At 73.2% G+C, this 26986-nt stretch carries 1 protein-coding gene and 1 pseudogene; both read right to left on the reverse strand.

Annotation, left to right across the window (positions count from 1 at the left end; genetic code table 11):
- Positions 1-268: 268 nt before the first annotated feature.
- Complete coding sequence (locus VFO68_RS12035; protein WP_325158318.1) at positions 269-19420, reverse strand: non-ribosomal peptide synthase/polyketide synthase; 19152 nt, start codon at positions 19418-19420, stop codon at positions 269-271.
- A gap of 10 nt (positions 19421-19430) precedes the next feature.
- Positions 19431-26882 (reverse strand): annotated as a pseudogene (locus tag VFO68_RS12040) (amino acid adenylation domain-containing protein); the annotation flags it as partial.
- Positions 26883-26986: the final 104 nt, after the last annotated feature.

Consider the following 26986-nt stretch of genomic DNA (forward strand, 5'->3'; position numbering starts at 1 on the left):
CGAGTCGCCCGCGCCAGCACGCGAGTTGCCAGGTTCGGCGGGACTATTGGCGTTCTGGTCGCACCACCGGGGCGCGCCGCAGGCGCGGCGCGGCGGCGGGCGGGGCCGGGACGGGTCGGGTGGCGGGGTAACCGAGTGCCGGGTGAGGGGCGGCTCGGCGGGTTGGAGGTGGGGACTCGCCGGGCTGGAAACGGGGACTCGCCGAGCACAACGCCACCTCTCCCGCGTGTCCCCATTTCCAGCACGCGGGTTGCCAAGTCCGGCGGGGTCATTGGGGGTCTCGGCATTCGGCGGCGATGGAGCGGAGGGCGTGGGCGAAGTCGGCGGCGGCGGCTTCTACGGCGGCGGGGTCCAGCAGGTCGGCCTGGTAGTACCAGGTGAAGGCGAGCTGGCCGCCGCCGGTTTCGCCGACGACGTCGATCAGGTGGTCGGGGCGGTCGGCGGGGTCGTGGTCGGCGCCGATGGAGGTGTGCACCGCGTGGTAGAGGGTTTGGGTGTCGTCGGCGGAGCGGGTGTCGAACTGGCCCAGGTAGTTGAAGGCGACCTGGGGATCCGGACCGGCGGGGGTGAGCCCGCCGAGGTAGCGCAGCGCGCCGTAGCCGAAGCCGTTGCCGGGGATGGTGCGTAGCTGGCGGCGGACGGACTTGACCAGGTCGCGCCAGCCGCCGGCCGGCACATCCAGGGCCACGGGATAGACCGTGGTGAACCAGCCGACCGTGCGGGACAGGTCCACCGCGTCGTCGAAGATGTCCTCGCGGCCGTGGCCTTCCAGGTCGACCACCACGCGGTCGGCGGCGGTCCAGCGGGACAGGGCGTAGGCCAGGGCCGCGAGCAGGACATCGTTGATGCGAGTGCGGAAGACCGCGGGGGCGCCGCGCAGCAGGGCGTCGGTGTCCTCGGGACTCAGCTCGACCGGGATCGCGCCGGTGACCGGGTTGGCCGACGGGGTTCCGGAGACGGGCACCCGCGCGCCGGACTGCTGGGTGGTCCAGTGGTCCAGCTCGTGGTCCAGACCGCCGGCGGCGACGTGGTCGCGCAGGCGGATCGCCCAGTCGCGGAACGAGGTGGTCTTGGCGCCGAGGTTGATCTCGTCCCCGCGCAGCGCCTGGTGGTAGGCGGTGTCGAGGTCGTCGAGCAGGATGCGCCAGGACACCCCGTCCACCACAGCGTGGTGGCCGACCAGGAGCAGCAGCGGGTTGTCGCCCGCCCCCAGGTCGAACAGGGCGGCCCGGAGCAGCGGCCCGGCGCCCAGGTCGAAGCCGGCGTGCAGCTCGTCGGCCAGCCGTTCCAGCACCTCGGCGCGTCGCGCCGAGTCCACCTGCGACAGGTCGTGCCGGACGAGTACCTCGGCGGGCTCGAGCCCGGCGTTGTACTGATGCCACCGGCCGTCGCGCGCCTCGAACCGCATCCGCAGCGCGTCGTGCTGGGCCAGCAACGCTTCCAGCGCCCGGCGCAGCGCCGGCTCGTCCGGACGGCCGGACAGCTCGGTCAGGTGCGACTGGTTGAAGTGGTGCGGGTTGGTCCGGCCGGAGCGGAAGAACCACTCCTGGATCGGGGTGAGCGGCGCCGGGCCGACCACCGGGCCGGTATCGACGACCGTCTCGTCCATTGTGGACACCACGGTGGCCAGGGCGGCGACGGTCTGGTTGGCGAACAGGTCCTTGGTGGACAGCCGGAGCGCGCGCTGCCTGGCCCGGGCGACCACCTGGATGCTCAGGATCGAGTCCCCGCCGAGGGCGAAGAAGTTGTCGGTCCGGCCGACCTTCGGCAGGCCGAGCACGTCGGCCCAGATCTCGCACAGCGCGGTCTCCACCGGGCCCTCCGGCGGCACGTGCACGGCGGTGGCCACCGCGGCGGCATCGGGCGCCGGCAGTGCCTCGCGGTCCACCTTTCCGTTGGGGCTCAGCGGGATCCGGTCCAGCGGCACGAACGCCGACGGGATCATGTGGCTGGGCAGTTGTTCGGCGAGGAACTCCCGCAGGCCGTCCGCAGCGCCGACGTGGTAGGCCACCAGCCGCTTGTGCCCGGACTCGTCCTGCCGGACCGCGGCGACCGCCTCGCTGACCGACGGGTGCCGCAGCAGCGCCGTCTCGATCTCGCCCAGCTCGATCCGGAAGCCGCGGATCTTGACCTGGTCGTCCACCCGCCCGGCGAACTCCAGTTCGCCCTCGCGGGTCCAGCGGACCAGGTCGCCGGTGCGGTACATCCGCGCTCCCGGCTCGCCGTAGGGGTTGGCCACGAACCGCTGCGCGGTCAGCCCCGGCCGGTTGAGGTAGCCGCGGGCCAGGCCCAGCCCGGTCACGTACAGCTCACCGGCCACGCCGATCGGCACCGGGCGCAGGTTCGCGTCCAGCACGTGCACCTCGGTGTTCCAGATCGGCGTCCCGATCGGCGGCGCGGCGCCGCCCGGCGTGAGAGGTTCGCTCCAGGTGGTGACCACGGTGGACTCGGTCGGCCCATAGGCGTTGATCATCCGCCGGCCGGTCGACCAGCGGGCCACCAACTCGGCCGAGCACGCCTCGCCGCCGACGATCAGGGTGCGGAACGAAGGCAGCGGCCGGGCCGGCACGGTCGCCATGGCCACCGGCGGGATCAGCGCGTGCGTCACGCCGCGTTCGGCGATCACGTCGGCCAGTTGCTCGCCCAGCAGCGGGCCCGGCGGCGGCACCACCAGCGCCGCGCCGGCCGGCAGCGACATGCACAGCTCCAGCACCGAGGCGTCGAAGCTGGGCGAGGAGAACTCCAGCACCCGGTCCCCCGGCCGCACCTGGAAGTGCTCGATCTCGGCGCCGGAGAAGCTGGCCAGCCCGGCATGGGTGACCACGACACCCTTGGGCCGGCCGGTCGACCCGGAGGTGTAGATCACGTACGCCGGGTTGGTCAACCGCAGGGGCGCCAACCGGTCCGCGTCGGTCAGGTCGGTGTCCGGATACCGGCTCACGTCGGGCAGTTCGTCGACCACCAGCACCGGGTCGGCGTCGCGCAACATGAACGCGATCCGGTCGGTCGGGTACGCCGGGTCCACCGGGAGGAACGCGCCACCGGCCTTGGTCACGGCCAGCTCGGTCACGATGATCTCCACCGAGCGCGGCAGCCGCACCGCGACCACGCGCTCCGGACCGACGCCCCGCGCGACCATCCACCGGGCGAACCGGTTCGCCCACGCGTTCAGCTCGGCGTAGCTCAGCCGGAAATGGTCGAACAGCACCGCGGGCGCGTCCGGCGTCCGGGCCACCTGCAGCTCGACCAGCTCAGGGAAGGTCGCCGGGGGCAGCTCGCGCCGGGTGTCGTTCCAGCCGTGCCGCACCAGGAACAGCTCGCCGGGGGTGAGTACCGGCAGCGCGCCGACCGACCGGTCCGGATCCTCGGCGATCCCGGCCAGCAGCATCCCGAGCGAGCCGGCCAGCCGGCTCACCGTCGCCGGGTCGAACAGGTCGGTGTTGTAGGTCAGCGAACCGGTCAGGCCGCCGTCCGGATCCTCGAAGAACTCCACGGTGAGGTCGAAGCTCGCGGTGGTGACCGGCAGCTCGACGTCCTCGGCGGTCAGCCCGGTCAGCTCGGCGGGCCGGTTCGGCGCGCTCTGCAGCACCACCATCACCCCGAACAGCGGCGTGCGGCTGGTGTCCCGTTCCGGCTGCACCGCGTCCACCACCCGCTCGAACGGAACGTCCTGGTGGGCGAAGGCATCCAGCACGGTGCGGCGCACCGCGCCGAGCAGCTCGCCGAACGAGGCCAGACCGTCCACAGTGGACCGAAGGACCACGGTGTTGACGAAGAACCCGACCAGGCGCTCCAGCTCGGCCCGCTCGCGGCCGGCCGTCACGGTACCGACCGCGATGTCCTCCTGGCCGCTCCACCGGTGGAACAGCACCTGGCAGGCGGCGACCAGCGCCATGAACAGCGTGCCGTCCCGCGCGCCGGCCAGCGTGCGCAGCCGCTCGGTCACCTCGGCCGGCACGGTGAAGTCGTGCTGCGCGCCGTTGATCGTGTGCAGCGGCGGGCGGGGCCGGTCGGTGGGCAGTTGCAGTGCCGGCACATCGGCGAGCTGGCGGCGCCAGTAGTCGAGCTGGCCGTCCAGCTCGCCGGCGTGGTCCCGTTGCCAGGCCGCGAAGTCGGCGTACTGCACGGCGAGGTCCGGCAGGTCCGGCTCGGTCGAGGTCAGCTCGGCCCGGTACAGCTCGGCCAGGTCCGCCATGATCACGCCGCCGGACCAGCCGTCGGTGATGATGTGGTGCATGGTCAGCGCGAGGACGTGGTCCTCCGGTGCGACCCGCAGCAGCACCGGCCGCAGCAGTGGCCCGGCGCCCAGGTCGAACGGCGTGGTCGCGGCGCGCTCCAGCGCGGCGTCCAGGTCGCCCGCGGCCACGTCCAGCACCGGCACCCGCACCGGGGCGGCCGGCCCGACGACCTGCTCGGCCCGGCCGTCGACCGACCGGAACGTGGTGCGCAGCGACTCGTGCCGGGCCACCAGCGCGGTCAGCGCCCGGTCCAACGCACCGGTGTCGAGCTTTCCGCGCAACCGCACGGCCAGCGGGGTGATGTACTCGGTGCCGCCCGGCTCGAACTCGTCCAGGAACCACAACCGCTGCTGAGCGAACGACAGTGGCAGCGCGCGATCCCGGGACACCGTGGGAATCGGCGCGGCGCCGGTGGGGTCGGCGCCGATCGCCTCGGCCAGCGCGGCGACCGTGGGATCGGTGAACAGCATGCGGGGCGAGACGTCCACGCCGAGCGCCGCACGCAGCCGGGCGACCACCCGGACGCTGATGATCGAGTCACCGCCCAGCTCGAAGAAGTTGTCGGTCCGGCCGACCCGGTCGAGCCCGAGCACGTCCGCCCACACCTGCGCGATCAGCGCCTCCACGCCGGGCCGCGGCTCGACGTGGTCCGCGGTTGAGGTCCAGACCGGCGCGGGCAGCGCCTGCCGGTCGAGCTTTCCGTTGGTGTTCAACGGAAGCTCGTCGAGCAGCACGACCGCCGGAACCATGTAGGCGGGCAGCGAGCGGGCGGCCAGGTCGCGCAGCGCGGCCGGGGTGGTCGAGGCGTCCGCCGGCACGGCGTAGGCGACCAGCCGCCGCACCCCCGGCTCGTCCTCGCGCACCACGACGGCGACGGCCTGAACGTCCTTGGCGAGCACCGACTCGATCTCGCCCAGCTCGATCCGCATGCCGCGGATCTTGACCTGGTCGTCCAGGCGGCCGGCGAAGTCCAGCAACCCGTCGCGGGTCCAGCGGACCAGGTCACCGGTGCGGTACATCCGCGCACCCGGCGCGCCGAACGGGTTGGCCACGAACCGTTGCGCGGTCAGGCCCGGGCGGTTGAGGTAACCGCGGGCCAGGCCCACGCCGGCGATGTACAGTTCGCCGGCCACCCCGACCGGCACCGGACGCAGCTCCGGGTCCAGCACGTATACCTGGAAGTTCCACAGCGGACGGCCGATCGGCGGGGCGCCGGCGCCGGCCTCCAGCGGGTCGCTCCAGGTGGACAGCGAGGTGGCCTCGGTCGGGCCGTAGACGTTGAGCAGCCGGCGGCCCGGGGCCCACCGGTCGGCGAGCTCGGCCGGCACCGCCTCGCCGCCGACGGCCAGGCAGCGCAGGCTGGGCAGCTCGGGATCGCCGACCGTGGCCAGCGCGGCCGGCGGGATGAACGCGTGCGTCACGCCGCGTTCGGCGATCACCTCGGCCAGTTGCTCGCCCAGCAGCGGACCCGGCGGCGGCACCACCAGCGCCGCGCCGGCCGGCAGCGACATGCACAGCTCCAGCACCGAGGCGTCGAAGCTGGGCGAGGAGAACTCCAGCACCCGGTCCCCCGGCCGCACCTGGAAGTGGTGGATCTCGGCGGCGGAGAAGCTGGCCAGCCCGGCGTGGGTGACCACGACGCCCTTGGGCCGGCCGGTCGACCCGGAGGTGTAGATCACATAGGCCGGGTTGGTCAACCGCAGGGGCGCCAACCGGTCCGCATCGGTCAGGTCGGTGTCCGGGTAGCCGGACAGGTCCGGCACGGAGTCCAGTACCAGCACCGGATCGGCGTCGCGCACCATGAACTCGGTGCGGTCCGCCGGATACGCCGGATCCAGCGGCAGGAACGCCCCGCCGGCCTTGGCGATGGCCAGTTCCGTCACGATGATCTCCACCGAGCGCGGCAGCGCCACCGCGACCAGCCGTTCCGGTCCCACCCCGCGCTCGACCATCCAGCGGGCGAACCGGTTCGCCCGCGCGTTGAGCTCGGCATAGCTCAGCTCGCCGCCGTCGAACAACACGGCGGGCGCGTCGGGCGTGCGGATCACCTGTGCCTGCACCAGATCGGCGAAGGTGGCGCCGGGCACCACCGGGCCGGTGCGGTTCCACACGGTCAGCATCCGGTGCAGCTCGGCGCCGGTCAGCACGGGCAGCCGGCCGACCTCCTGGTCGGGTCGGGTGGCGATGCCGGCCAGCAGCAGCACTCCGAGGTGGCCGGCCATCGCGCGCACCGTGGCCTCGTCGAACAGCTGCGGGTCGTAGTTCAGCTCGAGGTGCAGCTCGTCGTCGACGTGGGCGCGCAGGCACAGCGGGAAGTTGCTGGTGTCCAGCCCGCCGATCTCCGCCACGCCCGGCGTGCCGTCGCCGCCGTCCTCGCCCATCGGGTAGTTCTCGAAGGCCACCAGGCTGTTGAACAGGTTGGTGCCGGCCGGCAGGTCGCTCCACGCCTGCAGCTGCGCCAGCGACACGTGGTCGAACCGCCGGGTCTCGGTCTGCTCGGCCTGCAGCGCCCGCAGCCACGGCAGCAGGGACGCGGTGCGCTCCACCCGGACCCGGGTGGGCCCCGTGTTGATGAACATGCCGACCATCGACTCCACCCCGGGCAGCTCGGCCGGCCGCCCGGACACGGTGGTGCCGAACACGACGTCGGACTCCCCGCTGTAGCGGGACAGCAGCATCGCCCAGGCGCCCTGCACGACGGTGTTGACGGTCAACCCGTTGTCCCGGGCCACCCGCAGCAGTTCGCCGGCCGGCAGGTCGAGGGTGACCAGTTCGCTGGACTCGGTGCGGTGGGCGTCCACCGGCATCCGGTCGTAGGGCAGCGGGGTGGGCTCGCCGAACCCGGCCAGGCTCGCCCGCCAGTATTCCTGTGCCGCCGTAGTGTCCTGTTCGGACAGCCAGCGCAGGTAGTCGCGGAACGGGCGCCGGGTGGCCAGCTTCGGCCGCCGGCCCTGGGTGATCGCGGCGTACTGCTCGCACACCTCGTCGAAGACCTGCGCGGTGCTCCAGCCGTCCAGCAGGATGTGGTGCGAGGTCCAGAGCAGCTCCACCGTCCCGGACACGGCCGGGGAGATGGTGATCCGCATCAGCGGCGCGCTGGACAGGTCGAAACCCGTTGCCCGGTCGGCCGCCAGCAGTTCCGGCGTGATCTGCGCGTAGGTCACCGGCAGCGCGACCGAGCGGTGCACCACCTGCACCGGGTCGTCCACACCGGACCACACCACGCCGCTGCGCAGCACCGGCGTGCGGTCCACCACCCGCTGCCACGCAAGGCCCAGCGCCTGCGGGTCGGTCACGCCGGTGAGCCTGAGGTGCACCTGGTTGAAGTAGGCGCCGGACTCGGCGTCGACCAGGCCGTGGAACAGCATCCCCGCCTGCAGCGGGGTGAGCGGGTAGATGTCCTCGACGTCGCGTCCGGCGCCGGCCAGCGTGTCCACCTGGGACTGGTTGAGCCGGGCCAGCGGGAAGTCCGACGGGGTGCGGCCACCCGCGTCGGGCCGGCGGCAGTGCTCGACGATCTCCCGCAGGGCGGTCAGCACCCGCTGCGCCAGCCGGCCGACCGCCTCCTGGTCGTGCGCCTCGGTCGAGTACTCCCAGTCCAGCCGCAGTTCGCCGTCCTCGACCGCGGCGCTGATGTCCAGCAGGTGCGGGCGGGTCCGGTCCGGCGCGAGGTCCTGGCCGATCCCGTCCAGCCGGGCGCGGAACAGCCCGTCGCCGTCGTCGCCGGACTCGTACTGCCCGAAGTAGTTGAAGCAGATCCGGGGCAGCGGGCCGGACAGGCCCGAGTCGGGCCGCTGGTAACGCAGCGCCTCGTAGCTCAGCCCCCGGCCGGGAACCGCCCGCAGGGTTTCCTTGACCGACTTGAGCACGGTGCCCCAGTCCGCGTCCGGCACGTCCAGCGCGACCGGGAACTGGCTGGTGAACCAGCCGACGGTGCGGGACAGGTCGACGCCGTCGACGATCTCCTCGCGGCCGTGGCCCTCCAACGTGATCAGGGCGCGGCCGTCCCGGTCGCCGAGCACCCGGCCCAGCGCGGCCAGCAGCACGTCGTTGATCTGGGTCCGGTACACGTCGGGAACCTCGTGCAGCAGCGCGTCGGTGTCGGCCGCATCGAGCCGGACGGACACGGTGGCGGCCGAACCGACCGACGTGCCGGTGGGCTCGTCGACCGGAACCGCCGACCAGTACGGCAGATCGGCGTCCAGTCGGCCGGAGCGCACGTGCTCGTCGAGGCGGTGCGCCCAGGTGGTGAACGCGGTGGACACCGGCGCCAGCGGTTCGCCCCGGTAGGCCCGGTCCAGGTCCTCCAGCACGATCCGCCAGGAGACCGCGTCCATCACCAGGTGGTGCGCGGCGAGGTAGAGCCGGGGCGTCGCGCCCTGGAACAACACCACGCGCAGCACCGGCCCGCGGGTGATGTCCAGGCTCCGCCCGGCGGCGAGGGCCGCCGCCTCGATGTCCACATCGGACAGAGCGCGGAACACCTCGGCGCCTTCCCGTTCGGCGACCTCCTGCCGCCACCCGTCGCCGGTCCTGATGAACCGGGTGCGCAGTGCGGCATGGTGGTCGACGACGGCGTGCACCGCCTGCCGCAGCCGGTCGGGGTCCACCTCCGGCGCCAGTTCCACGAAGGTCGACATCAGGAACTGGTTGTTGGCGCCCTCGGTGCTGAAGAACCAGTGCTGGATCGGGGTGAGCGGCGCCGGACCGGCCACCGGACCGGCCACCTCGCCGGCCGGGTCCGCCGGGGCGAGCCCGACCGACAGCTCACCGACCGTGGGCCGCAGGAAGATGTCCTTGGCGGTCAACCGGAACCCGGCCGCCCGGGCTCGGGACACCACCTGCATGCTGAGGATGGAGTCGCCGCCGAGGGCGAAGAAGTTGTCCGTGGTGCCCACCTGCGGCAGACCCAGCACCTCGGCCCAGATCCGAGCCAGCTCGCTCTCGACGCCGTCCTGCGGCGCCACGAAGTCGTCCCGCTCGGCCAGGTCGGGCGCGGGCAGCGCACGCCGGTCCACCTTGCCGCTCGGGGTCAGCGGGATCGCGTCCAGGTCGACGAACACCGACGGCACCAGGTAGTCGGGCAGGATCTTGCGCAGCCACGGGGCCAGATCGCCGGCGGTGGAGACCACGTAGGCGACGAGTTGCTTGTGACCGCCGGTGGTCTGCCGGGCCACGACCGCGGCCGCCGACACCTCGGGATGGCGCAGCAGCGCGGCCTCGACCTCACCGGGCTCGACCCGGTGGCCGCGGATCTTGACCTGGTCGTCGCCGCGACCGAGGTACTCCAGCGTGGCGTCGGGCAGCCAGCGGACCCGGTCGCCGGTGCGGTACATCCGCGACCCCGGCGCACCGAACGGGTCGGCCAGGAACCGGTCCGCCGTCAACCCCGGCCGGTTCAGGTAACCCCGGGCCACCTGCGCGCCGGCCAGGTACAGCTCCCCCGGCACCCCGACCGGAACCGGACGCAACCATGCGTCCAGCACCAGCGCCCGCAGGTTCGACAGCGGCCGCCCGATCACCGGGCGGTCCCCGGTCACCCGGCAGGACACCGCGTCCACCGTGCACTCGGTGGGGCCGTAGAAGTTGTGCGCCACCGTGTCGGGCGCGGCCGCGAGCTCCGCCCACAGCGCGTCGCTCAACGCCTCGCCGCCGACCATCACCAGGGCCGGGCGGTGCCGCTCATCGGTGAGCAACCCGGCCGGCAGCAACTGCGCGAGGTAGGACGGCGACAGGTCCAGGAAGTCGATCCCGTTGGCCACCACGTACTCGACCAGGGTCTGCGGGTCGAGCCGGGTGGTGTCGTCGATCAGGTGCAGCTCATGGCCGTCGGCCATCAGCACGATGCCCTCGAGCGAGGTGTCGAAGGAGAACACCGCGGTGAGCGCCGCCCGCAACCGCCGGGCGCCACCGAAGTCGGCGCGGTGGTTGTGCAGCAGGTTCACCAGGTGCCGGTGCTCCACCAGCACGCCCTTCGGCGTTCCGGTCGAACCCGAGGTGTAGATCACGTACGCGGCGTGCCCGCCCCGCACCTCGACCGGCGGCGCGTGGTCGGGATAGCGGTGCAGCGGCGGGAGATGGTCGAGCACCAGCACCGGTCGCGCGTCGGCCAGCACCAGGTCGATGCGGTCGGTGGGCTGGGCCGGGTCCACCGGCAGGTAGGCCGCACCGGCCTTGAGCACCGCCAGCAGCGCCACGATCATGTTGGTGGTGCGCGGCAACATCAGCGCCACCAGCTGTTCCGGCCCGGCTCCCCGCTCGATCAGGTGATGCGCCAACCGGTTGGCCCGCGCGTCCAGCTCGGCGAAGGTCAACCGCTCGGCGCCGAACACCAGCGCGGTGGCCTCCGGCGTGCGCGCCGCCTGCGCGGCGAACAGCTCCGGGAAGGTCGTCTCGGGCACCGCGAGCGCGGTGTCGTTCCAGTCCACGAGCACCCGCTGCCGTTCGGGCGCGGTCAGCAGCGGCAGCTCGCCCAGCGCCCGGTCCGGGCCGTCGGCGATGGCCGAGAGCAGCATCAGCAGGTGCCCGGTCATCCGCTCGACCGTGGCGGCGTCGAACAGGTCGGTGTTGTACTCGACCGCGCCGCGCAGCAGCCCGCCGGACTCCTCGAACTCGAACGTCAGGTCATGGCTCGCGGTCACGATCGGCAGCTGCACCTCGTCGACCACCAGGCCGGACAGCTCCGGGATCTCGTCGGGAGTGTTCTGCAGCAGCACGATCACGTCGAACAGCGGGTTGCGGCTGGTGTCCCGCTCGGGTTGCAGCGCGTCGACGACCCGCTCGAACGGCACGTCCTGGTGGGCGAAGGCGTCCAGCACCGTCCGCCGGACCGTGGCCAGGTAGTCGCCGAAGGTCAGCGACTCGTCCACATCGGACCGCAGCACCAGCGTGTTGACGAAGAACCCGATCAGCCCGGCCAGCTCCGCCCGGTCCCGGCCGGAGGCGATCGTGCCGACCGAGACGTCCCGCTGGCCGCAGTACCGGGCGAGCAGCAGTTGGCAGGCGGCGAGCAGCGTCATGAACAAGGTGCTGTCCCGGCCCCGGCCGAGCTCGGTCAGCCGGGCGAAAACCTCGGCGGGCACGGCGAACTCGTGCATGGCGCCGGCCGAGGTGCGCACCGGCGGGCGCGGCCGGTCGGTCGGCAGGTCCAGCGGGGTCAGCCCGGCCAGCTGCCCGGTCCAGTAGTCGAGGTGCGCGTCGAGCGGCTGTTCGCGTTGCCACACGGCGAAGTCGACGTAGCTGACCGGCAGCGCGGGCAGGTCGGTGGCACCGGCGTAGAGCGCGGCGAGGTCGTCGGTGAGCACGCTGGTGGACCAGCCGTCGGTGACGATGTGGTGCAGGGTGAGGACCAGCACGTGCTCGTCCGGCCCGGCCTCGATCAGCACGGTGCGCAGCAGCGGCCCGCGCCGAAGGTCGAACGGGGTGTTGGTCTCGGCCAGCAGGATCTCGTCGATGTCGCCCTGTACCACCGCGACCGCGACCGGGTAGGGCTCGTGCACGATCTGCACGCCGCGCCCGTCGATCTCGTCGAACGTGGTGCGCAGTGACTCGTGCCGGGCCACCAGCGCGGTCAGCGCCCGGTTGAGCGCGTCGGTGTCCAGCCGGCCACGCAGCCGCAGCGCGGTCGGCGTGATGTAGTCGGTGCCACCCGGCTCGAACTGGTCGAGGAACCACAGCCGCTGCTGGGCGAAGGACTGCGGCGCGACCCGGTCGTGCGCGGCCTTGGGGATCGCGGCGGTCTGCGACTCGGCCGACACGGCCTCGGCCAGGCCGGCCACGGTCGGGTGCTGGAACAGCGCGCGCGGCGAGACCTGCACGCCGAACGCGGCCCGCAGCCGGGAGACCACCTTGATGCTGAGGATGGAGTCGCCGCCCAGCATGAAGAAGTTGTCCCGCGCGCCGACCCGGGACACCCCGAGCACCTCCGACCAGACCTCGGCGACGGTCCGCTCGGCCGGGTTGCGCGGCGGCACGTGCTCCGCCCCGGCGAACTCCGGCGCCGGCAGCCCGCGCCGGTCCAGCTTTCCGCTGGGGGTCAACGGAAGCGCGTCGAGCACCACGAACGCGGCCGGAACCAGGTAGTCGGGCAGCACCCGGGCGAGCGCCTCGCGCAGGTCCGGCTCCGGGTCGCCGACCAGGTAGGCGACCAGTTGCCGGCGACCGGGCTGGTCCTCGCGCACGACAACGGCGGCCTCGCGGACTCCGGGCCGGCCGACCAGAACCGCTTCCACCTCACCGGGTTCGATGCGGAACCCGCGGATCTTGACCTGGCCGTCGGTGCGGCCCAGGTAGTCCAGCAGGCCTTCGGCGCTCCAGCGCACCCGGTCGCCGGTGGCGTACATCCGGCTGCCGGGTTCGCCGAACGGGTCGGGCAGGAACCGTTGCGCGGTCAGGCCGGGCCGGTCGTGGTAGCCGCGGGCCAGTTGCGGTCCGGCCAGGTACAGCTCACCGGCCACGCCGACCGGGACCGGGCGCAGCTCGGCGTCGAGGACGTAGCCGCGCACGTTGGCGATCGGGCGGCCGATCACCGGGCGGTCGCTGTCCATCAACCGGCAGGCCACCGAGTCGACGGTGACCTCGGTCGGGCCGTAGTAGTTGTACGCGGTGATGCCCTCGGCCCGGGCCACCTCGCGCCACAGGTGCTCGCCGGTCGCCTCCCCGCCCAGCATCAGCACCCGCAGGCCGGAGTCGAGCAGGCCGAGCGGCACCAGTTGCTGCGCGTAGGACGGCGTCAGGTCCATCACGTCGATGCCGTGGGCGGTCACGTAGCTCAGCAGCGCGGGCGGGTCCAGCCGCAGCTCGTCGTCGATCACGTGCAGCTCGTGGCCGGCGGCCAGGAACAGCGGTCCCTCCCACGAGGTGTCGAACGAGAAGGTGGCGGTCAGCGCGAAGCGCATCCGGCCGTGGGTGGCGTGCGGCTCGATCAGGTGCGCGCGATGTCCGTAGAACAGTGTGGCCAGACCGCGATGCGAGATCACGACGCCCTTCGGCCGGCCGGTCGAACCCGACGTGTAGATCAGGTAGGCCGCGTTGTCGTCGCCGACCGGGACCTCCGGGTCGGTGCCCGGATACCCGTCCAGCTCCGGCAGCGCGTCGACCACGAACACCGGGTCCGCGTCGGCGCGCATGAACTCCACGCGCTCGGGCGGAAGCTGCGGGTCGATCGGCAGGTAGGCGGCGCCGGACTTGAGCACCGCGAGCATCGCCACGATCGAGTCGGCGCTGCGCGGCAGCGCGACGGCCACCGTGCGCTCCGGCCCGGCGCCCTGGCCGATCAGGTGGTGCGCCAACCGGTTGGCGCGCGCGTTCAGCTCGGCGAAGGTCAGGCTCTCCCCCGCGCACACCAGCGCGGTGGTGGCCGGGGTGCGGCAGGCCTGGCGCTCGAACTCGGTGTGGAACAGCCGGCCGGGAGTGGGCAGCGCGGTGTCGTTCCACTCGACCAGAGCCCGGTCCCGCTCCTGGGCCGGCATCCAGTCGACCGTGCCGACCGGGGCGTCCAGGTCGGCGGCGATCGAGTCGAGCAGCAGGGTCAGCCGCTCGGCCATCAGCGTCGCGGTCGGCGCGTCGAACAGGCGCGGGTCGTAGGCGAGGTCGAGGTGCACCTGGCTGTCCACGTGCGCGGTCAGGGTGATCGGCAGGTTGGTGGTGTCCACCGAGCGCACCGCGGCCACCCGCACCCCGGTGGAGTCCGTGCCGTCGAACGGATAGTTCTCGAACACCAGGACGCTGTCGAACAGCGACGCCCCGGCCGGAAGGTCGCTGCCGGACTGGATCTGGGCCAGGGACAGGAAGTCGTGCCGGCGGGACTCGCTCTGCGCGGTCTGCAGCGCGCGCAGCCACTCGCCGGTGGGCTGGGTGTGCCGCACCGCGACCCGGGTCGGCACGGTGTTGATGAACATGCCCACCATCGACTCGACCCCGGCCAGCTCCGGCGGCCGGCCGGACACCGTGGTGCCGAACACCACGTCGGACTCGCCGCTGTAGCGGGACAGCAGCAGCGCCCAGGCGCCCGCGACGACCGTGTTGACCGTGAGGCCGCCGCGCTGGGCGGCCTGCCGCAGCCGGGTCGACCGGTCCGCGGGCAGTGCCGTGCGCACCGAACGGATCGACTCGGCGCGGTGCGCCTCCCGCGGGATCCGGTCGAACGGCAGCGGGGTGGTGGTGTCGAAGCCGGCGAGCGTGGTGCGCCAGTACTGCGCCGCCGCCGCACTGTCCTGTTCGGACAGCCAGCGCAGGTAGTCCCGGAACGGGCGGCGGCGTTCCAGCACCGCCGGGCGGTCCTGGGTGATCGCCGCGTACTCCGCGCACACCTCGGTGAACACCTGCCCGGTGCTCCAGCCGTCCAGCAGGATGTGGTGCGAGGTCCAGGTCAGCTCCACCCGGTCGGGACCGACCGTGCGGATGTTGAGCCGCATCGGCGGGGCGCTGGCCAGGTCGATGCGCCGGCCCACCACCACATCGTCGTAGCTGATCGGCATCGTCGCCGTGCGGTGCACCACCTGCACCGGGTCGTCCACGCCCTCCCAGACGATCCGGGTCCGCAGGATCGGGGTGCGCTCGACGACCCGCCGCCACGCCTCGCCGAGCGCGGCCGGGTCGGACACCCCGTCCAGCACCAGGCTCAGCTGGTCGACGTAGGCGCCGGTGTTGGCGTCGATCAGGCTGTGGAACAGCATCCCGGCCTGCAGCGGCGTGAGCGGGTAGATGTCCTCGACGTCGCGCCCGTCGCCGGCGATCTCGTCGACCTGGGCCTGGGTGAGCCGGGCCAGCGGGAAGTCCGACGGGGTCCGGCCACCGGCCGTGGCGCAGTGCGCGACGATCTCGCGCAGCGCGGCCATGGTCTGCTCGGCCAGCCGGGCCACGGTCGCCTCGTCGTGGACGTTCGCCGAGTACTGCCAGGTGAGCGCCAGTTCGCCGTTCTCGACCAGACCGGAGATGTCCAGCAGGCCGGAGCGGGTCTCCTCGGGCGCCAGGTCCCGCCCGATCGGCTCCAGCCGGCGCCGGATCAGCCCGGCGTCGGTGTGGGTCTGGTCCCACTGGCCGTGGTAGTTGAAGCTGACCTGCGGCAGTGGACCGGAAAGCCCGCTGTCCGCCCGCAGGTAGCGCAGCGCCTCGTAGCTCAGGCCCCGGCCCGGGACGGCCCGCAACTGCTCCTTCACCGACTTCAGCACGGTTTCCCAGCCATGGCCGGTCAGGCGCAGCACCACCGGGTACTGGCTGGTGAACCAGCCGACGGTGCGGGACAGGTCCACCCCGTCGAGGATCTCCTCGCGGCCGTGGCCCTCCAGGGCGACGGCGACCTCGGCCCGCCCGGTCCACCGGGCCAGCACGGTGCCCAGGGCGCTCAGCAGCACATCGTTGATCTGGGTCCGGTAGGCGTCGGGCACGTTGCGCAGCAGGGCGTCGGTGTCCTCGCGGCCGAGCCGCACGGTGACCGCGCGGGTCGACGCCGCGGTGTTGGCGCCGTCGTGGTCCACCGGGATGTCCGGGACGGCCGGACGGGTGCGCCAGTGGTCGAGGTCGGCGTCGAAGGCGCCGGAGCCGGCGTGCGCGGCGAGCCGGTGCGCCCACCCGGTGAACGGCGTGCCGACCGGTTCCAGCGCCGCCCCCCGGTACGCCTTTTCCAGGTCCTCCAGCAGAATCCGCCAGGACACCCCGTCCACCGCCAGGTGGTGCACGGTCAGGAACAGCCGGGGCGCCGGACCGCGGAACAGGACCGCGCGCAGCATCGGGCCGTCGGCGATGTCCAGGCTCTGCTGCGCGGCCAGCGCGTGCCGCTCGTAGTCCACATCGGACGCGATGCGGAAGATGCCGGTCGGGTCCGGTGTTCCGGGTTCCTGCCGCCATTCCTCGCCGACCCGGGTGAACCGGGTGCGCAGCGCGGCGTGGTGGTCGACGACGGTGTGCACCGCCCGGCGCAGTGCCTGCTCGTCCAGGTCCGGCGCCAGCTCGACGAACATCGACATGGTGAACTGCGCCAGCGGGCCGTGCGTGCCGAAGAACCAGTGCTGGATCGGGGTCAGCGGCGCCGGGCCTTCGGGCTGCCGCTCGGCCGCCGCGCTTTCCGCGGGCACACCGGCGACCATCGCCAGCTCGGCGATGGTCTGGTGGGTGAAGATGTCCCGGGAGGTCAGCGCCAGCCCGGCCGCCCGGGCCCGGGACACGACCTGCATGCTGAGGATCGAGTCGCCGCCGAGAGCGAAGAAGTTGTCGGTGGAGCCGATGTCCGCCGTGCCGAGCACCTCGGCCCAGATGGCCGCCAACTCGGTTTCCGGGCCGGGCAGCGGCGCCACCCGGTCGGCGGCCATCTCGGCCGCGGGCGCGGGCAGCGCGGCCCGGTCCACCTTTCCGCTGGGGGTCAACGGAATCGCGTCCAGGTCGACGAACGCCGAGGGCACCAGGTAGTCGGGCAGGGTGCGCTTGAGCCAGGCCCGCAGGTCGTCGTGCGGGACACCGTCGCCGGTCAGGTAGGCGACCAGGCGCTGCCGCCCGTCGTCGTCGCGGGCCAGGACGACCGCCGCGCGGACGTCGGGGTGCCGCAGCAGCGTGGCCTCGACCTCACCCGGCTCGATCCGGTAGCCCCGGATCTTGACCTGCTGGTCGGTGCGGCCGAGGTACTCCAGGGTGCCGTCCGGCAGCCAGCGCACCCGGTCGCCGGTGCGGTACATCCGCGACCCCGGCGCACCGAACGGGTCGGCCACGAACCGCTGCGCAGTCAGGCCCGGCCGGTTCAGATAGCCCCGGGTCACCTGCGCCCCGGCCAGATACAGCTCGCCCGGCACCCCGACCGGGACCGGGCGCAGCCACGCGTCGAGCACCAGCGCCCGGAGGTTCGCGATCGGCCGCCCGATCACCGGGCGGTTCCCCGACACCTGGCAGGACACCGCGTCCACCGTGCACTCGGTCGGACCGTAGAAGTTGAACACGGTGGAGTCCGGCGCGGCGGCCAGTTGCTCCCACAGCACCTCGCCGGCCGCCTCGCCGCCGATCATGACGAACCGTGGGCGGTGCCGGCGGTTGTCCAGCAGCCCCACGGAGATCAGCGCCGGCAGGTAGGACGGGGGCAGGTCGACGAAGTCGATATCGTTGCCGGCCACGTAGTCGACCAGCGCGAGCGGGTCGAGCCGGGTGTCGTCGTCGATCAGGTGCAGCTCGTGCCCGTCGGCCATGAGCACCAGGCCCTCGACCGAGGTGTCGAAGGAGAACACCGCCGTCAGCGCCACCCGCATCCGGCCGGCGCCCGCGAAGTGCTCCCGGTGGTTGTGCAGCAGGTTCACCAGCTGCCGGTGCTCGACCAGCACTCCCTTCGGCGTCCCGGTCGAACCCGAGGTGTAGATCACGTAGGCGGCGTGCTCCGGGCGCCGGGCGAGCGTCGGCTCGGTGTCCGGCAGGTTGTCGAGGTCGGGCAGGGCATCGAGCAGCAGCACCGGTTTCGCGTCGGCCAGCAGCGCCTGCACCCGGCCGGCGGGCAGCCCCGGGTCCAGCGGCAGGTACGCCGCGCCGGCCTTGAGCACCCCGAGCATCGCCACGATCATCTCGGCGGTGCGCGGCAGCATCAGCGCCACCAGCCGCTCCGGGCCGGCGCCCCGCTCGATCAGGTGGTGCGCCAGCCGGTTGGCGCGCGCGTCCAGCTCGGCGAAGGTCAACCGCTCGTCGCGGAACACCAGCGCGGTGGCCTGCGGGGTGCGGGCCGCCTGCGCGGCGAACAGCTCCGGGAACGTCGTGTCCGGCACCTCGATCGCCGGGCCGGTCCACTCCTCGGTGACCTGGCGCAGCTCCGCCGCCGTGCACATCGGCACCGCGGACAGCGGCAGGCCGGGCGCGGCGGTGATCCCGTCCAGCAGCGCGAGCAGGTGCTCCCCCAGGCGCACCACGGTGTCGGAGTCGAACAGGTCGGTGTCGTACTCCAGCGCGCAGTCGAGCTCGTCGGCCCGCTCGTGGAAGTCGACGGACAGGTCGAAGGTGGCCTTCGACCGGGCGATCGGGACCTCCTCGACGGCGAGGCCGGCGAAGCCGGGCAGGTCCGGCGCCGCGTTCTGCAGCGCCACCATGACGTCGAACAGCGGGTTGCGGCTCGCGTCCCGCCGCACCCCGGCCAGATCCACCATCGTCTCGAACGGAACCTCGTCCCGGCGCAGCGCGTCCAGCACGTCGGCGCCGGTGTCCTCGAGCAGGCCGGCGAACGACCGGTCGAGGTCCACAGTGGACCGGACCACCACGGTGTTGACGAAGAAGCCGACCACCCGGTCCAGCTCCGGCCGGCCGCGTCCGGCGGTGACCGTGCCGATCGCCACGTCGTCCTGTCCGCTGTACCGGGCGAACAACACCTGGCAGGCCGCCATCAAGGTGGTGAACAGCGTCGACTCGGTGGCCCGGGCCAGTTCCCGCAGCCGGGCGGTCAGCCCGGCCGGGACGGTGATCTCGTGGGTGGCGCCGGCCGCGCGGCGCACCGCCGGACGGGGCCGGTCGGTGGGCAGCTCCAGCGGCGGCACACCGGCCAGCTTGGTGCGCCAGTACCCGGTGGCTTCGGCCAGCTCCGGCCCGGCCAGGCGGTTTCGTTGCCACACCGCGTAGTCGGCGTAGTGCACGGCCGGCGCCTCGGGGTCGGCGCCCGCGTAGAGCTGGGCCAGTTCCCCGGTGAGCACCCCGAACGACCACCCGTCGATGACGATGTGGTGCGCGGCCAGCAGCAGCACGTGCTCGTCGGGCCGGAGGCGGATCAGCAGGGCCCGGAACAGCGGCCCGGTGCGCAGGTCGAAGACCCGGGACGTCTCCATCCGCAGCAACCGGTCCAGGCCGCCGGGCGCGCACTCCACTACCGGCAGCGCGGTGTCCGCTGCCGGGTGCACGATCTGCACCGGCACCCCGTCCGCCTCGTCGAACGTGGTGCGCAGCGACTCGTGCCGGCGCACCAGTTCGGACACCGCCCGCCGCAGTGCGGGCAGGTCCAGGTCGCCGGTCAGGCGCAGCGCGGTGCCGCTGTTGTAGTCGTTGCCGGGCTGGAACTGGTGCAGGAACCACAGCCGCTGCTGCGCCGACGACAGCGGCAGTGGTTCGTCGCGGGGTGCGGCCGGGATCGTGGCGGCGGGTCGCGCCGGGTCCGATCTACCGGCCAACCGGTCGGCCAGCGCGGCCCGCAGGTGGGCGGGCAGCGCGGAGATTCGGCTCTGCTTGGACGACATCGGTCGGTTCCTACCCTTCGTGTTCGGCGCCGTCGGCGAGCGCCAGTTGCTCGAGCTCGCGCAGGATCAGCTCCTCGACGAGGTCGGCCAGGGACGAGACGGTCCGCGCGGTCAGCACGTCGCGCGGCGAGAGTGGGACGTTGAACGATGTGGCGATCTTCGAGGCGACCCGCATGCTGACGATCGAGTCGCCGCCCAGCTCGAAGAAGTTGTCCTCGGCGCCCACCTGGCGCAGGCGCAGCACGTCGGCCCAGATCCGGGCCACGGCCTGCTCGGTTTCGGTACGGGGCGCGACGTAGCCCGCGCTCGCGGTGTGGTTCCAGTCCGGCGCCGGCAGCGCCTTGCGGTCGAGCTTTCCGCTGGCGTTGACCGGAAGGCGGTCCAGCGTCAGGATCGCCGAGGGCACCATGTACTCGGGCAGTTCGGCGGCAGCGGCCGAGCGCAGGGCGGCGACGTCCACCTCGGCCGGTGCGGCATAGCCGATCAGGTGCCCGTCGCGTTCCACCACGGCCACCTCCCGGACCCCGGCCTGCCGGCCCAGCACGGCCTCGATCTCGCCCAGCTCCACCCGGAAACCGCGGATCTTGACCTGGTAGTCGGTGCGGCCCAGGTACTCCACGGTGCCGTCATCGGTCCAGCGCACCCGGTCCCCGGTGCGGTACATCCGCGATCCCGGCGGCCCGAACGGGTTGGCCACGAACTTCTCGGCGGTCAGGCCGGGCCGGTTGTGGTAGCCGCGGGCCAGTTGCACGCCGGCCAGGTACAGCTCACCGGCCACACCGGCCGGCACCGGGTTGTGCTCGGCGTCCAGCACGTAGAGCGCGGTGTTCCACACCGGCCGGCCGATCGGGACCCGGTCCGCCGCGGGTGGGCAGTCCCAGAAGGTGACCTCCACCGAGGCCTCGGTCGGCCCGTACAGGTTGTGCGGGGCGACCCCCAGCACCTCGTGGCAGGCCTGCGCCAGATCCGGCGGCAGCGCCTCGCCGCTGCAGAACACCCGCCGCAGCCCGGTGCGGCCGGCGGCCTTCGGCTCGGCCAGGTACGCCCGCAGCATCGACGGTACGAAGTGGACGGACGTGATCGACTCACGCTGGATCAGTTCGGCCAGGTAGCCGGGGTCGCGGTGCCCGCCGGGCGCGGCGAGCACCAGCGTGGCGCCGGTGATCAGGGTGCCGAAGAACTCCGGCACCGACACGTCGAAGCTGGCCGGGGTCTTCTGCAGCAGCCGGTCGCCGATGCCCAGCGGGTACTCGGTTCGGCCCCACAGCAGCCGGTTGACCACGCCGAGGTGCGGCACCACGACCCCCTTGGGCCGCCCGGTCGAGCCCGAGGTGTACATCAGGTAGGCCGGGTGCGCGGGATCCGGCCGGATCTCCGGCGGGGCGGCCGGGAAACCGTCGGCCGCGTGCACCGTCTCCACCCGGTCCAGCACCAGCACCGGATCGCTGTCGTCGAGCATGAAGCGCACCCGCTCGTCGGGCAGGTCCGGGTCGATCGGCAGGTACGCCCCGCCCGCCTTGAGCACCGCCAGCAGCGCGACCACCAGCTCGATCGAGCGCGGCAGGGCCACGCCGACGAACCGCTCCGGACCGACGCCCGCCTCGATCAGCTTGTGTGCCAACCGGTTGGACCACTCGTCGAGCTCCGCATAGGTCAGCCCGGCGCCGTCCATCCGCAACGCCTGCGCCCACGGGGTGTTGCGGGCCTGGGCGGCGAACAGGGCCGGGATGGTGGTGCGGGCGACCGGTCCGGCGGTGTCGTTCCAGCCGCGCAGCACCTGGGCCCGTTCCGCCGGCGTGATCATCGGAACCCGCCCGACCGGCCGGTCCGGGTCGGCGACGATCTCGGTCAGCAGCACGCGAAGGTGCTCGCCGAGCCGGCGCGCGGTCGCCGCGTCGAACAGTTCGGGGTCGTAGCCGAGCAGGACGGCCAGCCGCTCGTGCGGGTAGACCGTGGCGCTCAGCGGGAAGTTGGTGCTCTCCACCGCGCTGAGCTCGCGCAGCGGCAGAGCGCCGGCCGGGTAGTTCTCGAACACCAGGATGCTGTCGAACAGGTTGGCGCCGGCCGGAACGCCGCTCAGCGTGCGCAGCCGGGGCAGGCCGACGTGCTCGAACCGGCGGGACTCGGCCTGGGCGGCCTGCAGGGAGCGCAGCCACACGGCCACCGGGGTGTCAGCGGGCACGTCGACCCGCACCGGCACGGTGTTGATGAAGATCCCGGCGATGTCGGCAACGCCGGGCAGCTCGGCCGGCCGGCCGGAGACGGTGGCGCCGAAGCACACGTCGGACTGGCCGCTGTGCCGGGCGAGCAGCAGCGCCCACGCCCCCTGCACCAGTGCGCTCGCGGTCAGCCGGTTGCGCCGGGCGAACTCGTAGAGCCGGCTGGACTCCACAGTGGACAGTTCGAAGCCGTGCCGGTCCGACGACACGGCGTGGTGCGCGTCGGTGGGCGGGCGGTCGAACGGCAGCGGGGTCGGCCCGGTCAGGTCGCCGAGCACGGATCGCCAGTGCCGCTCCGCCGCCCGCTCGTCCTGCTCGCGCAGCCAGCGCACGTAGTCGCCGAACGGACGGCGTTGCGGAACTTCAGCGCCGGCGTGGTCGGCCAGCACGTCGGCCAGCACGTGGAACACGCTCCAGCCGTCCAGCAGCACGTGGTGGAAGCTCCACACCACCCGGACCTCGGTGGCCGACAGCCGGGCGATGACCACGCGCATCAGCGGCGCGACGGCCAGGTCCAGTCCCTGGGCCCGGTCCGCGTCGAGCAGTTCGGTCAGGGCGGCCCGGAGCTCCGGGCCGCGCAGACCGGTCCAGTCCAACTGCCGCACGGGCAGCCGTGCCTCCCGGTGGACCACCTGCAACGGCTCCGGAACTCCTTGCCAGACAACGGAACTACGCAGAACCGGTGTCCGGTCCAACACCCGCTGCCAGGACCGCGCCAGCGCCGCCGGGTCCGGCACGTCGTCCAGCAGGAAGCTGACCTGCTGGAAGTAGACGCCCTGCTCGCCCTGGGACAGGCCGTGGAACACCATGCCGGCCTGCATCGCGGTGAGCGGATAGACGTCCTCGACACCGGACCCGGTGGTCGGATCGACCGCGGCCGTGCAGTGCCGCACGATCTCCCGCAGCGCGGCCCCGGCCCGCTCGGCCAGCGCCGCGACGGTGCGCTCCGAGTGTGCGTTGGCCGAGTAGTACCAGGTGAGCTCCAGGCGGCCGCGCTCCACCTTGCCGACCACGTCGATCAGGTGCGGGCGGCGTGCGTCGGTGTCCTCGTCGAGGTCGAGGTCGCGGGTCGAACCATCGAACTGGCCGAGATAGTTGAAGCTGACCTGGGCCTGATGACAAAGGCCCGGCGCGCCGGCGAGGTAACGCAGCGCGCCGTAGCCAATGCCGCGCCGTGGGACGGACCGGAGGTGTTCCCGGACCGACTTCAGGCGCTCCGCCCAGTCGGCGCCGGAGGTGTCCGGCGCGACCGGGTAGATCGTGGTGAACCAGCCGACCGTGCGGGACAGGTCGACGCCGTCGAACAGTTCCTCCCGGCCGTGGCCCTCCAGGTCGATCAGCACACGGTCCTGACCGGACCACTCGGCCAGCACCCGGCCGACGGCGGCCAGCAGCACGTCGTTGATCCGGGTCTGGTGGACCCCGGGAACGTCGCGGAGCAGCGCCCGGGTCTCCGCCTCGTCCAGCCGCACCCGCACCGACCGCAGCGAGCCCACGGTGTTCGGGCCGGTCTCGTCCCGGGGGATGCCGGCCCCGGCCACCGCGGTCCAGTGGTCCAGTTCGTCGGCGAAGCCGCCGGACTCGGCGTGCCCGACCAGACGTGTCGCCCAGTCCCGGAACGACGTGGTCTTCGGTCCGATGTGGATGGTCTGGCCGGCGCGTGCCTGCGCGTAGGCGGTGTGCAGGTCCTCGACCAGGATCCGCCAGGACACCCCGTCGACGACCAGGTGGTGCGCGGCCAGCGCGACGCACCGCGGGTTCAGCAGAGCGAAGCTCAGCTGGGAGTGCTCCCCGACCGGGGCGCCGTCCTGCCGCCAGCGCCCGTCCTGCTGGCTGTAGCGCATGCGCAGCGCGTCGTGGTGTTCGGTGAGCGCGGCCACCGCCGCCCGCAGCGCGTCCGGGTCGACGTCCTCGTCGAAGTCGGTGACCAGGGTCTGGTGGAACAGCGCGGGGTTGACCGGGTCGGACTCGAGATACCAGCGTTGGACCGGGGTGAGCGGAACCGGCCCGGTGACCGGTCCCTGCTCCCCCGCCGCCGGCCCGGCCGTGCCGGCGTGCCGGGCCAGTTCCGCGATCGTCTGGTGGGTGAAGATGTCCCGCGAGGTGAGCGCGAAGCCGGCCTGCCGGGCCCGGTTGACCACCTGGATCGCCAGGATCGAGTCCCCGCCCAGCTCGAAGAAGTTGTCCCGCACGCCGATCCGCCGCTCGCCGAGCACCTCGGCGAACACGGCCACCAGCGCCGCCTCGGCCGGGGTGCGCGGCGGGACGTGGCCCGGCCGCCGCGCGGGTCGCGCCGGCGCCGGCTCGGTTTCCCGCTCCGCGCCGAGGAACCCGGCGAGCGGCTGGTCCGGATCGGCGGTGACCGAGTCGAGCAGCGAAACCAGGTCGGCGGCGATCGCCTCGATCGTGCCGGCGTCGAACAGGTCGGTGCTGTACTCGATGGTGAGGTCGAAGGTGTCCGCCCGCGGCCAGAACTCCACCACCAGGTCGAACCGCGCGGCCGGGCGCGGCAGGTCGTGCTCGGCGACCCGTAGCGCGCCGATCTCCGCGCGCCGCACGAGCGGCTGGTGCACCGCGACCACCGCCTGCACCAGCGGGGTCCGGCCGGGGTCGCGCGGCGAACGCACGCCGTCCACCAGCCGGTCGAACGGCACCTCGTTGGCGAACGCCGCCAGCACGGTCTCCCGCATGTCGCCCAGGAAGTCGGTGAACGGCCGGGCGCCGTCCAGCCGGGACCGCAGCACCAGCGTGTTGACGAAGAACCCCGCCAGCTTCTCCAGCTCCGGGCGGTCCCGGCCGGCGCGCACCGTGCCCAGCGCGATGTCGCGCTGCCCGCTGCGACCGGCGAGCAGCACGGTGGTCGCCGCCGCCAGCGTCATGAACGGGGTTGCTCCGTGCGCCTGGCCCAGCACACCGAGCCGGCGGACGGTGTCGGCGGACAGCCGCCTGCGCAGCACCGCGCCGGCCGTGGTGCGCACCGGCGGCCGCGGCCGGTCGGTGGGCAGGTCGAGCACGCCGAGGCCGTCCAGCTCGCGGCGCCAGTAGTCGATCCGCTCGGCCGGGACCGGCTGTTCCTGTTGCCACACCGCGAAGTCGGCGTACTGGATGGGCGGTTCGGGCAGGCTCGCCCCGGTGTACAGCTCGGCCAGTTCGTCGATGAGCAGGCTGACCGACGCGCCGTCGGTGATGATGTGGTGCTGGCAGAGCAGCAGCACGTGGTCGTCCTCGGCCAGCCGGGCCAGCAGGGTTCGGGCCAGTGGTCCGGCGCCCAGGTCGAACGGGCGGGTCAGCTCGCGGCGCAGTTCGGCGTCCAGATCGTCCGGCGCCACCTCGACCACGCGCAGCGGCAGGTCGCCGTGCTCGGCCACGATCTGCACGCCCTGACCGCCGGCGGTGCCGATCGTGGTGCGCAACGCCTCGTGCCGGGCGGCCAGTGCGGTCAGCGCCGCGCGCAGCGCCGGCACGTCCAGCGGGCCGGACAACCGCAGCGCCACTCCGGTGTTGTGCGCGATCCCGTCGTCGAGCAGCCACAACCGGTGCTGTGCGGCGGAAAGCGGCACCGGCCCGGTGCGCGCGGCGCGCGGGATCCCGGTGTGCGTGTCCCGGCCGGGCAGCGGCAGCGCCGGCGCGAGAGCCGCGACCGTCGGCGCGTCGAACAGGTCCCGCAGCGACAGGTCGGCGCCGAACGCGGTCCGGATCCGGGCCAGCACCCGCACCGCCGTGATCGAGTCGCCGCCGAGGGCGAAGAAGTCGTCCTCGACACCGATCTCGGGCGCGCCGAGCACCTGCGCCCAGATGGCGGCCAGCGCGCGTTCCCGCTCGTCGCGCGGCTCGATGCGACCGGCGCCGGCCCCCGCGACCGGCGCCGGCAGCGCGTCGCGGTCCAGCTTTCCGTTGGGGCTCAACGGGAACTGGTCCAGCACGACGAACGCCGAGGGCACCATGAAGTCGGGCAGCGTGGCCGCGACGTGCTCGCGCAGGCCGGCCGGCGGCTCCGGGTCGGCCACCACGTAACCGACCAGCCGCTTGTGCGCCCCTTCGGTGCGGGCCACCACGACGGCGTCGCGCACCTGGGGATGGCGGCGCAGCACGGCCTCGATCTCGCCGGGCTCGATCCGGAAGCCGCGGATCTTGACCTGGTGGTCGGCCCGGCCGACGAACTCGAGGTCGCCGTCCGGCCGGCGGCGCACCACGTCCCCGGTGCGGTACATGCGGCTGCCCGGCGGGCCGTACGGGTTGGCCGGGAAGCGTTGCGCGGTGAGCCCGGGGCGGGCCAGGTAGCCCCGGGCCAGGCCGATCCCGCCGACGTACAGTTCGCCCGGGGTGCCGTCCGGCACCACGGCGAGGTCGTCGTCGAGCACGTGTGCGGTGATGTTGGGCAGCGGCGCGCCGATCGGCGGCGTCCCGCCCGGGCGCAGCGGCGTGCTCCAGGTGGACACCACGGTGTTCTCGGTCGGGCCGTAGGCGTTGATCATTCGGCGGCCGGGCGCCCAGGTGGCCACCAGTTCGGCGGTGCTGGCCTCGCCCCCCACGATCAGCGTCCGGAACCCGGCGAGCGGGACGTCCGGAACCGTGGCCATCGCCACCGGCGGGATCAGCGCGTGCGTCACGCCCCGGGTGTCGATCACCTCGGCCAGGTGCTCGCCGACCAGCGGTCCCGGCGGCGGGACGACCAGCCCGGCCCCGGCCGGCAGCGACATGCACAGTTCCAGGACCGAGGCGTCGAAGCTGGGGGAGGAGAACTGCAGCACCCGATCCCCGGGCCGCACGTCGAACCGGTCGATCTCGGCCGCCGAGAAGTTCGCCAGTCCACGATGTGAGACGACGACGCCCTTCGGCCGGCCGGTCGAACCGGATGTGTAGATGACGTAGGCGGCGTGGTCCGCCGAGATCGCCACGCCCGGGTCGGTGGCCGGGTATCCGCGCACGTCGGGCGGGTCGCCGGCGGTCAGGCACAGCAGCGGAGCCGCGTCGGCGATCATGAAGTCGATCCGGTCGGCGGGATAGTCCGGGTCGATCGGCAGGTACGCCGCGCCGGCCTTCATGACCGCGAGTTGGGCCACCACGATGGCCACTGACCTGGGCAGCAGCAGCGCGACGATGCGCTCCGGCCCGGCGCCCCGCTCGATCAGCCAGTGCGCCAGGCGGTTGGCCTCGGCATCCAGGTCGGCGTAGGTCAGCATGCGGTCGTCGGCCAGCACGGCCGGCTCGGGCCCGAACCGGGCCACCGCCCCGGCGAACATCCGGGGAAATGTCCGCACCGGCACGTCCGACCCGTTTTCGGGCAGGCGAATACCGTCCTGGATCATGATGCTGAGAACCTTTCGAGAATTCGGTTTCCGGCGGC

Origin of the sequence: Actinophytocola sp., assembly GCF_035712165.1 — a bacterium.
In the GTDB taxonomy this organism is placed as follows: Bacteria; Actinomycetota; Actinomycetes; order Mycobacteriales; family Pseudonocardiaceae; genus DASYTH01.

Bases quoted from the DNA above. Each gene is read 5' to 3' on its own strand.
- VFO68_RS12035 (WP_325158318.1), bottom strand. From the start codon at position 19,420: ATGTCGTCCAAGCAGAGCCGAATCTCCGCGCTGCCCGCCCACCTGCGG.